The organism is Natronobacterium texcoconense (genome assembly GCF_900104065.1).
Lineage (GTDB): Archaea > Halobacteriota > Halobacteria > Halobacteriales > Natrialbaceae > Natronobacterium > Natronobacterium texcoconense.
This window is the reverse complement of the sequence record NZ_FNLC01000002.1, coordinates 565,771-580,052: the sequence shown is the minus strand read 5'-3', so window position 1 is coordinate 580,052 and position 14,282 is coordinate 565,771. Positions and strand designations below refer to the sequence as shown.

15 protein-coding genes are annotated in these 14,282 nt (G+C 63.8%); 10 read left to right on the top strand and 5 right to left on the bottom strand.

The genetic code is table 11. The features are described from left to right. Nucleotides 1-406: 406 nt before the first annotated feature. Nucleotides 407-919 (top strand): HVO_2922 family protein, encoded by a 513-nt coding sequence (locus BLR35_RS10265; RefSeq protein ID WP_090381306.1) that lies wholly within the window; start codon nt 407-409, stop codon nt 917-919. 28 nt (nt 920-947) lie between these two features. On the opposite strand, the gene BLR35_RS10260 is transcribed toward BLR35_RS10265, so the two are convergent. After that, nucleotides 948-1,658 carry a DUF2270 domain-containing protein gene (locus tag BLR35_RS10260; protein ID WP_090381303.1) on the bottom strand — a complete coding sequence of 237 codons (711 nt, stop codon included), beginning with the start codon at nt 1,656-1,658 and terminating at the stop codon, nt 948-950. A 212-nt stretch (nt 1,659-1,870) separates the two neighbouring features. Between BLR35_RS10260 and BLR35_RS10255 the strand changes: the two genes are divergently transcribed. The 3 genes from BLR35_RS10255 to BLR35_RS10245 all read left to right on the top strand — a co-directional run bounded on the left by BLR35_RS10255 (nt 1,871) and on the right by BLR35_RS10245 (nt 4,782). Next, nucleotides 1,871-3,106: an HD domain-containing protein gene (locus tag BLR35_RS10255; RefSeq protein WP_090381301.1), complete on the top strand. Its 1,236-nt coding sequence runs from the start codon at nt 1,871-1,873 to the stop codon at nt 3,104-3,106. A gap of 38 nt (nt 3,107-3,144) precedes the next feature. Then, nucleotides 3,145-4,167 carry an amidohydrolase family protein gene (locus tag BLR35_RS10250; protein WP_090381298.1) on the top strand — a complete coding sequence of 341 codons (1,023 nt, stop codon included), beginning with the start codon at nt 3,145-3,147 and terminating at the stop codon, nt 4,165-4,167. Between the two features lie 93 nt (nt 4,168-4,260). Further along, nucleotides 4,261-4,782 carry a universal stress protein gene (locus tag BLR35_RS10245; protein ID WP_090381296.1) on the top strand — a complete coding sequence of 174 codons (522 nt, stop codon included), beginning with the start codon at nt 4,261-4,263 and terminating at the stop codon, nt 4,780-4,782. Here BLR35_RS10245 and BLR35_RS10240 read toward each other — a convergent pair whose 3' ends face one another. Beyond that, entirely contained in the window at nt 4,783-5,412 is a 630-nt protein-coding gene (locus BLR35_RS10240; RefSeq protein ID WP_090381293.1) for a phosphoribosyltransferase, read from the bottom strand. A gap of 94 nt (nt 5,413-5,506) precedes the next feature. Here BLR35_RS10240 and BLR35_RS10235 point away from each other — a divergent pair, with 94 nt between their 5' ends. The 4 genes from BLR35_RS10235 (at nt 5,507) to BLR35_RS10220 (ending at nt 8,527) form a co-directional block, all read left to right on the top strand. Next, complete coding sequence (locus BLR35_RS10235; RefSeq protein ID WP_090381290.1) at nt 5,507-6,283, top strand: NAD(P)H-hydrate dehydratase; 777 nt, start codon at nt 5,507-5,509, stop codon at nt 6,281-6,283. A 41-nt stretch (nt 6,284-6,324) separates the two neighbouring features. Then, nucleotides 6,325-6,996, top strand: coding sequence for a class I SAM-dependent methyltransferase (locus BLR35_RS10230; protein WP_090381288.1), 672 nt, complete (start codon nt 6,325-6,327; stop codon nt 6,994-6,996). Between the two features lie 34 nt (nt 6,997-7,030). Next, entirely contained in the window at nt 7,031-8,164 is a 1,134-nt protein-coding gene (locus BLR35_RS10225; protein WP_090381286.1) for a pyridoxal-phosphate-dependent aminotransferase family protein, read from the top strand. Between the two features lie 69 nt (nt 8,165-8,233). Then, nucleotides 8,234-8,527, top strand: coding sequence for a hypothetical protein (locus tag BLR35_RS10220; protein WP_090381284.1), 294 nt, complete (start codon nt 8,234-8,236; stop codon nt 8,525-8,527). A gap of 56 nt (nt 8,528-8,583) precedes the next feature. Here the strand turns inward: BLR35_RS10220 and BLR35_RS10215 are convergent, their stop codons facing one another. Further along, complete coding sequence (locus tag BLR35_RS10215) at nt 8,584-9,819, bottom strand: trans-sulfuration enzyme family protein (protein ID WP_090381281.1); 1,236 nt, start codon at nt 9,817-9,819, stop codon at nt 8,584-8,586. A 251-nt stretch (nt 9,820-10,070) separates the two neighbouring features. Between BLR35_RS10215 and BLR35_RS10210 the strand changes: the two genes are divergently transcribed. Next, nucleotides 10,071-11,270: a redox-regulated ATPase YchF gene (locus BLR35_RS10210; RefSeq protein ID WP_090381279.1), complete on the top strand. Its 1,200-nt coding sequence runs from the start codon at nt 10,071-10,073 to the stop codon at nt 11,268-11,270. Here BLR35_RS10210 and BLR35_RS10205 read toward each other — a convergent pair. Further along, complete coding sequence (locus BLR35_RS10205) at nt 11,267-11,494, bottom strand: DUF8007 family protein (RefSeq protein ID WP_090381277.1); 228 nt, start codon at nt 11,492-11,494, stop codon at nt 11,267-11,269. The two genes, BLR35_RS10210 and BLR35_RS10205, sit on opposite strands and share 4 nt — an antisense overlap. 175 nt (nt 11,495-11,669) lie before the next feature. Here BLR35_RS10205 and BLR35_RS10200 point away from each other — a divergent pair, with 175 nt between their 5' ends. Further along, nucleotides 11,670-12,323, top strand: coding sequence for a DUF8052 family protein (locus BLR35_RS10200; RefSeq protein ID WP_090381274.1), 654 nt, complete (start codon nt 11,670-11,672; stop codon nt 12,321-12,323). Nucleotides 12,324-12,393: 70 nt separating this feature from the next. Here the strand turns inward: BLR35_RS10200 and BLR35_RS10195 are convergent, their stop codons facing one another. Continuing rightward, a complete protein-coding gene (locus BLR35_RS10195; RefSeq protein WP_090381271.1) occupies nt 12,394-14,277 on the bottom strand; it encodes a carbon starvation CstA family protein in 1,884 nt (627 codons plus the stop codon). Between the last annotated feature and the right edge of the window lie 5 nt (nt 14,278-14,282).

Genomic DNA, 14,282 nt, shown 5'->3' with positions numbered 1-14,282 from the left:
CTCGGCAGTTCAGATCGTGGCCGATAATTCAATACTGATGGGATCTCGGACCGGAGTTCATTCCCAACGGACACTCGGGCCGTATAGCGGAACACGCGCCGGTTTATCCATTACTACAGTCCGAAACGATGCCGTCTTCGGAGTTCCCGTTAGATTCGAACGGCCTGAGAGAAGGGAAATCATAAATATCATATTTAAGAGATGATCTAGAATGTTCCGTCTGAACGTAATATAATGGGTTCGGGAGGAAAACTGTGGTATAGTTGTATAGTGGCCATGCGGACGAATTCAACCAACGTATCGACGGCCGGTACTGTGCGGACGGAGGACTGGCTTCATACTTGCGAGATAGAAGGTCAGTAACGCGTGCAACTGGCTATTTAGGGGTGTTCGGTGACCGTCTGCTATGAGCGAACTACTCGCGGTCGAGACGCAGAAGTCACGAACGGACGTCGCCGCTATTCTCCGCGCACTCGCCGATCAGATCGATAGTGGAGAGACGATCCGGGTCTCCGCCGACGATCGGAACGAGTCGCTCCGACTCGCGGACTCACTCTCTTTCGAACTCGAGATCGAACGGGAGTCGAACGGTGACCAGGAGATCGAACTGGAACTCGAGGTGGAGTGGTTGGAGCCGGCCGAAGCCGAAGACGGTGCCGAATCGGAGGGCCGGGAAACGGAGTCCGTAACCGCGTTCGACGAGGTCGATCTGTCGGAGCCGATCGAAAGTCTCGGCCAATTCCAGCTGTTCAAGGATCGAGCGGACGAGTGGCGGTGGCGGCTCGTCCATCGGAACGGGAACGTGATCGCGACGAGTGGAGAGGGGTATACGACCAAACGAAACGCAAAGAAGGGGATTCGAAGCGTCCTCCGGAACGCACCTGGTGCAGCGATTACTGAGACGGACGAATCGGCGTGACTGTCGAACGACTGTGCCGTATTCCGTGCTACTCGTCTTTCCACTCCCCCGGTTTTTCGCCGTACACCTCGCCTTTCGCTCTTCGATCGTGGGGCCACTTCGCGATGGCGAACAGACCGAGGTAAAACGACCCGAGCAGGGCTGCGACGATTATACCGTGAACACCGGGTAACTCGGCTGCCTCCGTCCATTGGGTTTCCGGCGTGAACATGGTCACCTTCGCGATCCATGCGACACCGATGACGCCGAACAGGAGCGCGTAGATGCGGCGTATCCGCCGAGATAGCGCTTCCCATGTACTCACTTTGAACGTCGGATACCGAAGGTCGCCGCTCAACTCCTCGCGCCACCGCGGATGTTCCGCCCCCACCGGCTCCAGTGCGTTCGCGAAGACGTTCTCCTGGAAAAAGCGGACTCGCGCCCGGTACATGTCGTAAAACCGGTACCGACGAACCTCGTACCAGAGGAAGATACAGAGCACGAGGACGCCGACCAGAAGCAAGTACGCAGGCATCTCCGGACTCGAGAACACGATAGAGAGAACCGCCGCCAGCACCGTGATTGCCCAGTTCGTCGTTTGATCGATTCGATCCTGGGAACTCGTCGCCTGGCTGACCTCGCCGCGATAATAATGTGGAAGCGCCGAAAGGAGCGTCTCGGGATCGTCGGCGATTTCGGCGCCAATCTCCTGGTCGTCTCGCTCGAGCGGGCCGTCTTCGTGCTCGTGCTCGCCAGTCATGCGACGGTGCCCTACGAGGCTGGGAATAGTAGTACCACGGCCGGCGACGTCGACTCGCGGCGAGTCCGGCGTTCTCCCGGACGAACGACACTGTCCAGTAGGCGACACACCTGTCGCCGAGAGACGGACTTAGCCCGCTGAGACAACCGAACTGTCGAAAATCGATCCTCGAGAAAACCACATTTTTTGTACGAACCCGCCAAAGACCCGCCATGAAGGTCATCAAGGACAGCGTCCACGATCACATCCACGTGGACGGCGTTGCGCGGGACCTGCTCGATACGCCCGCCCTCCAGCGGCTTCGACGCATCAAACAGCTCGGCACCGTCTCGTTCGTCTATCCCTCCGCCAACCACACTCGCTTCGAACACAGTCTCGGCGTCTACCATCTCGCTTGCCAGGCCATAGAGCACCTCGAGGTCGAAGGAAAGCGAGCCAAACGCGTAAAGGCCGCCGCGATGCTCCACGACGTCGGTCACGGCCCGTTCAGCCACAACCTCGAGTCGCTGACCTACCGCCGGACCGGGCGCTACCACGACGACGTCCACGACCTGCTCGCCGACGGCGAGGTCGGCGAGGTGTTGCGCGACCACGACCTCGAGCCCGACACGGTCGCGGACCTGGTCGCGGGCGAGGGTCGGTTCGGCCAGCTCGTCTCGGGCGAACTCGACGTCGACCGGATGGACTACCTGGTACGGGACGCTCACCACACGGGCGTGCCGTACGGGACGATCGATCCCGGCCGTCTCCTCCGGGAACTGGCGTTCGTCGACGGGGAACTCGTCCTCGAGGAGGGGAACGTCCAGACCGCCGAGAGCCTGCTCGTCGCGCGTGCGCTGATGAACCCGACGGTCTACAGTCACAGCGTCGCCCGGATCAGCAAGGCGATGTTGCGTCGGGCTGCGGAACGGCTGCTCGACGCCGACGACGACGTCGACGCCACCACCCTCCAGCGGATGGACGACGCCGACTTGCTCGTCGCCTTGCGATCCTGCGAGGCGACGGCGGACCTCTCCCGGCGACTCGACCAGCGAGACCTGTTCAAGCGGGCTGTCTGGGCCGAGATCGACGCCGTCCCTGGTGGGGTTATCGAGGCCGACCACGAGAAAATCCGCGAGTTCGAACGCGAGATCGCCGATAGCGCAGGTGTCGACGACGAGGCCGTTATCCTCGACGTGCCGAGTCGCCCGTCGATGACGGAGTCGAGTTCTCGGGTGATGGTCAGCGGCGAAATCCGGCGGCTCGAGCAACAGTCGCCGCTGGTCGAGGCGCTCCGTGCCGCCCAGTACTCCCAGTGGCGGCTCGGGGTCTATACGCCGGCGGAGCTCCGGGATCGGGTCGGTCAGGCTGCCGTCGAAGTGCTCGGTCTGGACATCGACGGTGCGCTGGTGAGCGAAGTTCGGAACGGCGACGGTCTCGAGACGACGCTGGATCAGTTCGTCGACTGACCCCGAATCGTTGAAAAGGCTGCCCGCAAAGGTCAGGTATGGAACTCACGGGAACTATCCTTCGGGGACGGGAGTTCGAGCCCGTCGAGGGGCGCGTGGTGATCGGCGACGACGGACGCATCGAGGCGGTCGAGGAGACGTCGGTCGAGAGTACCGACATCGTTCTCCCGGCGTTCGTCAACGCTCACACACACATCGGTGACTCGATCGCGAAAGAGGCCGGCGGCGGCCTCTCGCTCGAGGAACTGGTCGCGCCGCCGGATGGGTTGAAACACCGGCTGCTCCGGGAGGCGTCACAGGCGGAAAAGATCGAGGCTATGCGACGATCCCTCCGGTTCATGCACCAAAGCGGTACCGCGGCCTGTCTGGATTTCCGGGAGGGTGGTGTCGAGGGCGTTCGTGCGCTCGAGGAGGCTGCTGCGGACGGAAACGTCGACGCACTCTCGTTCGCTCGCGGCTCGGTCGCCGCGATGGAGGAGGGTGACGGGTTCGGTGCCAGCGGCGCGAACGACGCCGATTTCGATCGAGAACGGACGGCGACTCGGAAGGCCGACAAACCGTTCGGAATCCACGCCGGCGAGGTCGACGAAAGCGACATCAATCCGGCGATGGACCTCGAGCCGGACTTTCTGGTTCACATGGTCCACCCCGAGCCGGTCCATCTGGATCGTCTCGAGGATAGCGAGATCCCTATCGTCGTCTGTCCGCGCTCGAATCTCGTGACCGACGTGGGTCTCCCCCCGGTCGACGAACTGCACGAGCGGACCACCCTCGCGCTCGGGACGGACAACGTGATGCTCAACTCGCCGTCGATGTTCCGGGAGATGGAGTTTCTCGCCAAGTTCTCGTCGCTCTCGGCCGGGGAAATCCTCCGCATGGCGACGATCAACGGCGCGGAGATCGCAGGGCTGGAGTACGGGCTCGTCGAATCAGGCCGGAAAGCGCGATTGCTCGTCCTCGACGGCGAGACGGACAACCTCGTCGGCGCGCGCGATCCGGTCCGCGCAGTCGTTCGTCGTGCCGGCGTCGACGACGTTCGTGACGTGATCGTCGAAGACTGACTGTCGCGTCAGTACGTATCTCCTCGCGTGACGTTCCCACGATCCCATGACAACGTTATTATATCTGGGCGTTATACGGTACCATACGACACGATGTACGACTGTATCCTCGTCCCGACGGACGGCTCGCCCGAGGTCGAACGTGCACTCGAGTACGGGTTCGACCTCGCTCGTTCCCACGAGGCGACGGTCCGTGTTCTCTACGTCGTCAACGCCGCGAGCTACGGCGGGCTTCCGATGGAGACCGCATGGGAGGGGATCAGTGATGCGCTCCGGGACGAGGGACGGGATGCGGTCGAGCGAGCGCGACAGCTCGCACCCGAGGACGTCGACGTCGAGACCAGGGTTCGCGAGGGCTCGCCGAACCGCGTCATCGTCGAGGAGTCGAAAACGGAAGACTGCGACCTGATCGTGATGGGGACACACGGTCGTGGCGGCATCGACAGGTTGCTGCTCGGCAGCGTCACGGAACGGGTCGTCCGGCGTGCGCCGGTGCCCGTATTGACGGTTCACGTCGATCCACAGGAGGACGACCGGCCCGACGCGGTCCCAGCCGATTCGACGGAACAGCCCGTTACCGGTGTGGACTCGGCGGATCGAGCCCAGCCAGACTGATTACTCGTCTTCGAGATAGTCGATCGCTTCGTCGTCGGTGACCTGGCCAAACTCCCGATAGAACTGCCCGACAGCACGGAAGCTCTCCGGCGTCTCGAGGGCGATCACGTCGTCGGCCTCGCCCTCGAGGTCCGAGACCGTTCTCGGCGAGCCGACTGGCACCGCGAGCGCGACGTAGTCGGCGTCGGTTTCGACGACCTGCCGGAGGCAGGCGATCGCCGTCGCCCCCGTCGCGACCCCGTCGTCGACGACGATCACGCGCTGGCCCTCGAGGTTCGGTAATTCGCCACTGCCGGCGCGGTAGCGATCGGCCTTCGTCCGTGCGTTCTCGGCTTCCTCGTCGCGAATCTCCTCGAGGTACGCCTCGGAGACGCCAAGCCGATCGATCAGGTCGTCGTTGTACCAGGCGCTGCCGTCGCTCGCGACGGCACCGATCGCGAGTTCCGGGTTGTTCGGCGCGCCCATCTTTCTGGCGACGACGACGTCCAGGTCGGCCTCGAGTGCGTCCGCGACCGGTCGTGCGACGGGTAACGCGCCACGGGGAATGCCGAGGACGACGTCGGCCTCGAGTCCTCGCTGCTCGAGTTCGGCCGCGAGCCGTTCTCCGGCGTCGGTTCTGTCGTCGAACATGTCGATCGCTACCACGGCCACGTACTATGGCTTGTGGGGGTGAAACTGGAACACGCTGGCCCAACGGCTACCCGTCGCGCCGCGAACGGTCGGTATGGGACGACTCCAGCGAACGCTGTCGAACGTCAGCGACGAGACGGGGGCCGACAACGGCCGCGTCGCCGTCGTCGGCGGGAGTATCGACTACCCGAACCAGCCCGCGATCGTCGGGCAGGCGGCGCTTCGCACCGGCTCGGATCACGTCCGCGCGCTCGTCGCCGAACCGATCTACGAGGTCGTCGCGGGTCACTCGCTCGACCTGCTCGCGAGTTACTACCCCGGCGAACGGTTCGACGAGGACGCCCGCGAACGGACGGTCAACGTCAGCGAGTGGGCCGACGCGCTCGTGATCGGGCCGGGTCTGGTCGACGCGGAACCGGACGCCGTCTGCGAGACGATCGACGCCGTCTCCATCCCGGTGGTCGTCGACGCGCTCGCGATCGAACCCGCGCTCGAGGCCGACCTCTCGAACGCGGTGCTGACGCCCAGCGCCTCCGAAGACGATCCGATCTACGAGAACTACGGCTCGCTCGAGGCCGTCACCGAGGAGACGGGCGCAGTCATCACCCTGACTGGCGACGTCGACGAGATCATCGCGGACGGGACCCGCGAGCACAACGAGACCGGAACCTCCGCGCTAACCGTCGCCGGCACCGGCGACACACTGGCGGGAATCACCGCCTCCCTGCTGGGACAGGGGATGGACCGCGAGGACGCCGCGGAACTGGGTGCCTGGATCCTCGGCAAGAGCGGCGAACTGGCGACCGCCGAGTACGGTCCGGGTGTCCTCGCGACCGACGTCGTCGACCGCATCCCTGACACGATCCGGTGAGCAGGGAAAACGATTCCCCGTAGCCGCCCGTGACGAAGCGTATGGCCGAGGAGTCCGAGACGACCGGACGCGACCACGACGGCGAGATCGACCATCCCGTCTTCGCCGCCCTCTACGATCTGATTCCGCAGTCGCTTTTTCTCCGTACTCATCGCGAGTACCTCGCGCGGGACCTCTCCGGACGTGTCCTCGAGATCGGCGTTGGCAACGGTGCGATGTTCCCGTACGTCGTCGAGGGTGCGAGCGACGACCTCGAGTACCACGCTATCGAACCCGACCCGAACATGCGCTCGCGGGCGAACCGGCGGGCCAGGGAGAGCGGCCTCTCGGTCGACCTACAGGACGCCCGCGCGGAATCGCTGCCCTACCGCGACGACACGTTCGACGTCGTTCTCTCCGGGATGGTCTTCTGTACCGTCCAGGATCCCGACGCTGCGCTCGCGGAGGTCGCACGCGTTCTGAAACCCGGCGGAGAGTTTCGGTTCCTCGAGCACGTCGGCACCGACGGCTGGCGACGGTCGGGACAGGACCTCCTGAATCCCGTCTGGGAGCAGGCCGCGGGTGGCTGTCAGCTGAATCGGGACACTGTCGACCGGTTCGCGGACCGCGACGAGTTCGCCGTCGCAGAGATCCGACGCCTCGAGTTCGGAATCTTTCCGGTGACGCCGTTCGTCCGCGGAACGCTGTGCCGGCGCCGGGAGCCGCCAGTCTAGGGGATTTATCCCGTCGGATCTCTCGGACTCTCCTATGAGTGATCTTCAGGACCGCTTCCGGATGACGCCCGGACCGACCGAGGTACCCGACGCCGTCGGCGAACGGATGACCGAACCGCTGCCGAACCCGGACGTCGAACCGGAGTTTTTCGAGTTCTACCGCGATCTGACCGGAAAGCTCGCCGAGGTCTACTACGCGGGCCGCGACGAAACCGGTGCCCCTGGAGGCCAGGATTCGCCGTCCGACGTCGTCGTCCTCGGCGGTGAGGGAATTCTCGGCCTCGAGGCAGCGATCGCCTCGCTCGTCGAGGAGGGAGACCGCGTCCTCTGTCTCTCGAACGGGCGCTACGGCGACGGGTTCGCCGACTTCGTCGAGTCCTACGGCGGCGAGGCCGTCACTTGTGACGTCCCGTGGCGGGAGACGCTCGAGGTCGAAGTCGTTAAAGCGGCGCTCGAGCGGGCGGCCGACGACGGCCAGCCGTTCGACGTCGCGACGATGGTCCACTGCGAGACGCCGACGGGGACGCTGAACGACCTCGAGCCGATCCTCGACCTGCTGGACGAGCACGACGTCGTAAGCGTCGTCGACGCCGTCTCCTCGCTCGGCGGAACGGCCGTCCCGACCGACCGGATCGACGTCTGTCTCGGTGCGAGCCAGAAGTGTTTCAGCGCACCGCCGGGGCTGACGACGTGTGCGATCAGCGATCGGGCGTGGGACCGCATAGAGGCCGTCGAGACGCCCGAGTTCTACCTCGACTTGGAGCCCTGGCGAATGGCCGCCGACGAGGAGTGGTTCCCCTACTCGCACTCGACGGCGAACCTCTACGGTCTCGACGCTGCGCTCGACCTGCTGCTCGAGGAAGGGATGGACTCGGTCTTCGAGCGCCACGAGGAAGCCGCACGGGTCTGTTGCGAGTGGGCGGCGGAACTCGGACTCGAGACTTATCCCGACGCCACGGAGGACTGTTCGCCGACCGTCACCGCACTCGAGATCGACGGTCGCGCGGGCGAGTTACAGGACGCGATGCTCGCAGAACACGATATCGTCCTCGCGACGGGTCTGGGCGACCTCGAGGACGACGTTCTCCGCATCGGCCACATGGGTCACAACGCACGGGTCGACCGTGTCGAGCGGACGATGGACGCACTCGCGGACGTCCTCGAGTGACCGTCCCGCTCGAGTCGGCCGGAACCTGCAGGTGGAATCGTTTCCCGCGCGTCGGCCCAACCTGGCTGTATGTCCAGTCCCGACGAGGAACCCACGGAGAAGGCCACGACAGATCGAAACGAGGCCGAACACGAGGGCAAGTGGATGGGCCGTAACTGGCTCGGAATCGCCGCCGTCTCGATCCTCGGGCTGTTGTTGCTCGCACTCGGGATGTTGCAGGCGGGCGGACTGGTCGACGTGTTCGCTCCCATCGCCGAGACACAGACCCAGCAGTGGGCCGCGTTCGGCGTGCTCGTATTGATCTGGATCGGACTCGCCGGCTGGAGCTGGCGCGGGATCACGAAGTCGAACTGGGACGGATGATCGCGTCGTAACGGAGTGCGGATCGATTCTCTCGGCTGTCGAAACCGATTCGTCGATCAGTCGTCGTCGGCGACCGCCGACTCACGCTGAACCGCGTCGAACCCACGCTCGAGGTCCGCGATCAGGTCGTCGGTTCCTTCGACGCCGACCGAGACGCGAATCAACGTCTCGGTAATCCCTAATTCCTCGCGTTCGTCCGCCGAGAGCGGTTCGTGGGTCATTCCCGCCGGCAGTTCGATCAGGCTCTCGACGCCGCCGACCGAGACCGCGAGCGTGAACTCCTCGAGTGACTCCAGGAACGCGGCCGCGTCGTCGATATCGCCCTCGAGTTCGAACGAGAGGATGCCGCCGAAGCCGTCCATCTGTTCCCGGGCGAGGTCGTGCTGGGGGTGGCTCTCGAGGCCGGGGTAGTAGACGTCCGAGACCCGGTCGTGGTCGTCGAGAAACTCCGCGATCGCCATCGCGTTGCGTTCGTGCTGGCGCATCCGAAGCGGGAGCGTCTTCAATCCACGGAGGACGAGGTAGCTGTCGAAGGGGGCGAGCGCGTCGCCGATCCCGACCTGCTGGAGGAATTCCAGTCGCTCCGCGAGCGCGTCGTCGTCGGTGACGACCGCCCCACCGATCGAGTCGGAGTGCCCGTTGAGGTATTTCGTCGTGCTGTGAGCGACGACGTCGGCACCGAGGTCGAGTGGCTGCTGGAAGTACGAACTCGCGAAGGTGTTGTCCACGCCGAACGTCGCGTCCGCACGGTCGGCGATCTCGGCGATCGCCGCGATATCACAGAGTTCGAGCCGGGGGTTCGTCGGCGTCTCCATCCACACGAAGGCCGTCTCCTCGGTGACAGCCGACTCGACAGCGGCCGTCTCAGTCGCATCCACGAACGACACGTCGACGTTCAGTCGGTCCGCAAAGACTTCCTCGAGCAGTCGTCGCGTTCCGGCGTAGAGGTCGTCGAACGCGACGAGGTGGTCTCCCGGTTCGACGGCCGCGAGAACCGTCGTGAAAATCGCCGCTGTCCCCGAAGAAAAGGCCATCGCGTGTTCGCCACCCTCGAGCGCGGCGAGACGCTTCTCGAGTGCGTGCCGTGTCGGGTTCGACAGCCGTGAGTAAACGAACTCTCCAGCATCGGGATCGACGTCCTCGAGGCTCATGTCGGTGTCGAGCCCCGGTAGCGCGAACGTAGAGGAGAGATGCAGCGGCGAGGTGACGTCCCCTGCTTCGCTTCCCGTGCGGAACGGTTCCTCGCCAGCGGTGACCGCGAGCGTCTCGAGTGTCCGATCGGTCGGGCTCATGGCGAAATCGGACGAAAGACGTTGACTAATAACTTTTCATGCACCAGTAATATTAGCCGCGGCCTACGATAATCGACAATTATTGCGAGAGGCGAGACGGAGGCGTGAGCGCGGTTTCGGAGGCTCCTATCCGCTTACGGCCAGACTTCGTCTATCGAACGATCAACCCTGCACCCACCATGTTGCGTGATTTCATAGCAAGCCGGAATCGGAAGGAAACCCGTTTAGTCGGGCCGCTCCACGGACGGATAATGAGTACGAGTTACCGGATCGGACTGGTCGGCAAACCCTCCGTCGGCAAGTCCTCTTTCTTCAACGCAGCGACGATGAACGACGTGCCCGAAGGGGCCTACCCGTTCACGACCATCGACCCCAGCGTCGGCGAGGCCTACGTCCGCGTCGACTGCGCGGCCCCCGAGTTCGACGAGGAGTGTACGCCCAACGTCGGCTACTGCGATCACGGCACTCGCTTCGTCCCGACGAAACTCGTCGACGTCGCCGGTCTCATCCCTGGCGCACACGAGGGCAACGGGCTCGGAAACCAGTTCCTGACCGATCTGAACGAGACGGACGTGCTCGTCCACGTCGTCGACTTCTCCGGCAAGACGGACCTCGAGGGCGAACCCACCGAGGATCACGACCCTCGCGAGGACATCGCGTTCCTCGAGGAGGAACTCGACCAGTGGTACCTCGACGTCCTCGAGAAGGGAATCGAACGATACGAATCGGGCTACACGACGGAAGACGACGCCATCGAGGAGGAACTCGCCGAGCAGATGAGCGCGTTCAAGACGAACGAAGACGAGATCAAGCGTCTCATCCGCCGCGTCGACGTCGGCTTCGAACCCGAGGAGTGGGACGACGACGATAAACTCGAGTTGGCCCGCGAGATCCGCAAGGAGACCAAGCCGATGGTGATCGCGGCGAACAAGATGGACACGCCCGAAGCCCAGGAAAACTACGAGGAGATCACCAGCGATCCCGACTACGAGCACCTGACGATCGTTCCCTGCAGCGCACACGCCGAGAAGGCACTGAAGTCGGCGGACAAGTCCGGCGTCGTCGACTACCGTCCCGGCGACAATGATTTCGAAATTACGGGCGACGTCTCGGGCGACCAGGAAGCGGGCCTCGAGCAGATTCGGGACTTCCTCTCCGAATACGGCGCGACGGGCGTCCAGGCTGCCCTCGAGACGGCGCTGTTCGACGTGCTCGGTGTCATTCCCGTCTTCCCCGGCGGTGCGAACGGCCTGGGCAACGAGCGCGGCGAGGTGCTGCCCGACTGTTACCTGATTCCGCCGAACTCGACGGCGGAGGACTTCGCGTACAGCCTCCACTCGGACATCGGCGACGGCTTCCTGCACGCAATCGACTGCCGGACGAACCGCCAGCTAGGAAAGGGGTACGAGGTCGAATCCCGTGACGTAATCGAGGTCGTGACGACGAATTAACGGCCCCAGGTGAGCCGAGAGACGGCGTCGTCGATGCGACTCGAGACCCCAGCGATCCAGCCGTCCGGCGACAGCGTCCGTAGCTGGGTCTCCTCGACCTCGATCCGGTCGTCGCCGTAGGGGTCGCGTTCGACACGTCCGTCGTCATCGTCGTGCTCGAGGTTGGCGACGTCGACTGCCACCGACATCGAACAGCGACCACACGCTTCGCGGTCCTTTGGCATACTATCTCTAGCTCGGTCCCGAAGATGCTTAAAAACTCGCGTCGATAACCGCCCGATCCGGGGCGACGGATTTTTGGTCGCACCGTGGTATCGATCGACATGGACGATTCGGCGGGACGAGAACGGAGTCCGACGAGCCGTGTGACGACCGCCAGCAATCGCGGGGGAAACACGAATGAGTGACAGCGAACGACCGACCGAAGAACGGATCGACGCCGGCCCCGGGCCGGACAACGACGCTGCTTCGGAGCCGGAGGACGCACTCGAGGAGGTCCCCGACTGGGACGACGAGTACGTCGATCGCGTCAGCGATCGGCTCTTTCACAACTACGACCTCGAGAAGGAGTGTTCGTTCGACGGGGAACGGTTCACGCTGTACGGGAAGATGGAGCTGCGAAGCAAGAAACACTTCCTCCATCCGGCGATCTCGTTCGCCGAACACGAGTCGACCGAACACCTGTTCGCGACGCGAGTCGACCGCGTGGACGATCGGACGCTCGATCGGTACGTCGAGATGGGCCACGAACTCGCCGACGAGTGGATCGATCCCGACGAACAGCACTTCTGTACGGAGTTTACGTTCGTCGCGATCGCACCGTCGATCCCCGACGACGTTCGCGATCGAGTCGAGAGCTTCGACGGTCGGAACCTGTTGAAGTACGGGTTCCACGGTCACTACGAGATCAATCTCGTCGTCGTCGATCCCGACGACGAGGAACTCGTCGCCTGTGACAACGCCGACGTCGCGACGGCGTTCCGGCTCTGGGATCCGATCGAGACCGAAGAGCCCGGACTCCTGGATCTGATCGCGCGTCGGTTCCAGTTGTAACTGACAGCAGTACTGCTATCCTCTCGCGGGTCCGCCGAAAAAACGAAACTGCGATTGCGTTTCGCTCGCGTCAGTCGTCGTCCGATGCACCGGTTGCAACGCCGGGTTCGGGTTCCTCGCCTGCCTTCATGTTGTCGTAACCGATCTTGAACAGCGACAGTGCGAGCCCGAGCAGGACTGCAATGATGACGATCTGGACGACTGCCGACACCTGTCCGAGCAGGCTCGTGGCTGGATCCATCCCGCCGGTCATGCCGAGCAGTCGGCCACCGAGGATCTGGTAGATCGCGAGCCACGCCAGACCGAAGGTGGTGATAAACGCCATCAGGATCATCGGACCGCCGGTCGAGATCAACTGCTTGGACTTGCTCCAGTTAGCAAGCCAGATGGTGCCAGTCAGCAGCGCCAGCGATGCGAGCAACTGGTTGGCACCGCCGAACAGCACCCAGAGGTCCTCCCACTGACCGCTGCCCAGCAGGAAGAACGCAATGACGGTGATGATCGTGGTGTTGACGTACGGGTTCGCACCGTAGGACTGGACCTGGGTTTCGGGCGTGTCGATGATCTCCTCGAGCATGTATCGACCGAGACGGACGGCCGTGTCCATGCTGGTCAACAGGAAACTCGCGAGGACGAGCGCCATGAACGGTGCTGCGTACTCGAACGGGATGCCGAAGGCCGTCAGGATCGCACCGCCACCGGTCGCGAAGTTCGGCAGCGCCAGACCGATGCCCCCTTCGGCTGCCGGGATCGCGACGATCGTCACGGCACAGAGTGCGAGGGCCGCGAGCAGCCCTTCACCGAGCATGCCACCGTATCCGATCAGGCGTGCGTCGCTCTCCTTGTTGAGCTGTTTCGACGTCGTTCCCGAGGAAACCAGCGAGTGGAAGCCGCTGATCGTCCCACACGCGATGGTCAGGAACAGCAGTGGGAACAACGGCATCAGCGGAATGAGGCCTTCGACCGCGAGTGGCCCCTCCTGTCCGAGGAAGCCGTACCAGGCCCCCGTCGTAATGTCGAAACTTAGCTGCTGGCCCTCGTGAACTGCGTCGTCGCCCATCCCGGTGATGAACGTACCGACGATGATCGCGAGCAGCCCCCCACCGACCCCCGTGTACAGGAGGAACGAGGAGAGGTAGTCACGCGGCTGCAACAGCATCCACACCGGGAGGATACTCGCCGCAGCCCCGTAGACGAGGACGACGAGCACCCACGCGGCGATGTTCGCGCTTCCGAGGAACTCCGGTAACAGTGCCGGTGCCGCATCGAGTAGGACGAACGTCCCCTCCGGGTACGCGCCGGCCTCGGCCGGAGGCGTGATGGCGATCGGGAACTGGATGCCGACCCAGACCGACGCGAACACGCCAGCGACGAAGACGACCGTCCCGACCGAGAACGGCAGTCCCAGCTGGTACAGCCAGAACCCGAAGATGAACGCGAGCGCGATGTAAATGATACTCGCGGTCGCAGCCTCTGGGAACGCATCGAAGACGACCCCGATGACCAGCGCGAACACTGCCACGACGAGGATCGTCAACAGGAACGCGAACCACAGCAGCATGTTCTTCCCCCGTTCGCCGACGTACTCGCCGATGATGTAGCCGATCGACTTCCCTTCGTGTCGGAGGCTGCCCGACAGCGAGATGAAGTCGTGGACCGCCCCGATGAGCGGGTTCCCGATCGCGACCCACAGCACGGCTGGAACCCATCCCCAGATCAGTGCTGCGGTGATCGGGCCGACGACGGGTGCGCCGCCGGCGATGCTCGAATAGTGGTGCCCCAACAGTACCGGTTTTTTCGCCGGTACGTACTCTTGACCGTCTTGATACTTGTGTGCCGGCGTCTCTCGGCTGTCGTCCAGATTGACGAACTGCGAGAGATATCGGCCGTAGGCGACGTACGCCGCGGTAAACGTCACCAACACCAGTGCAACGATCCAGATTACTCCTACCATGGTAT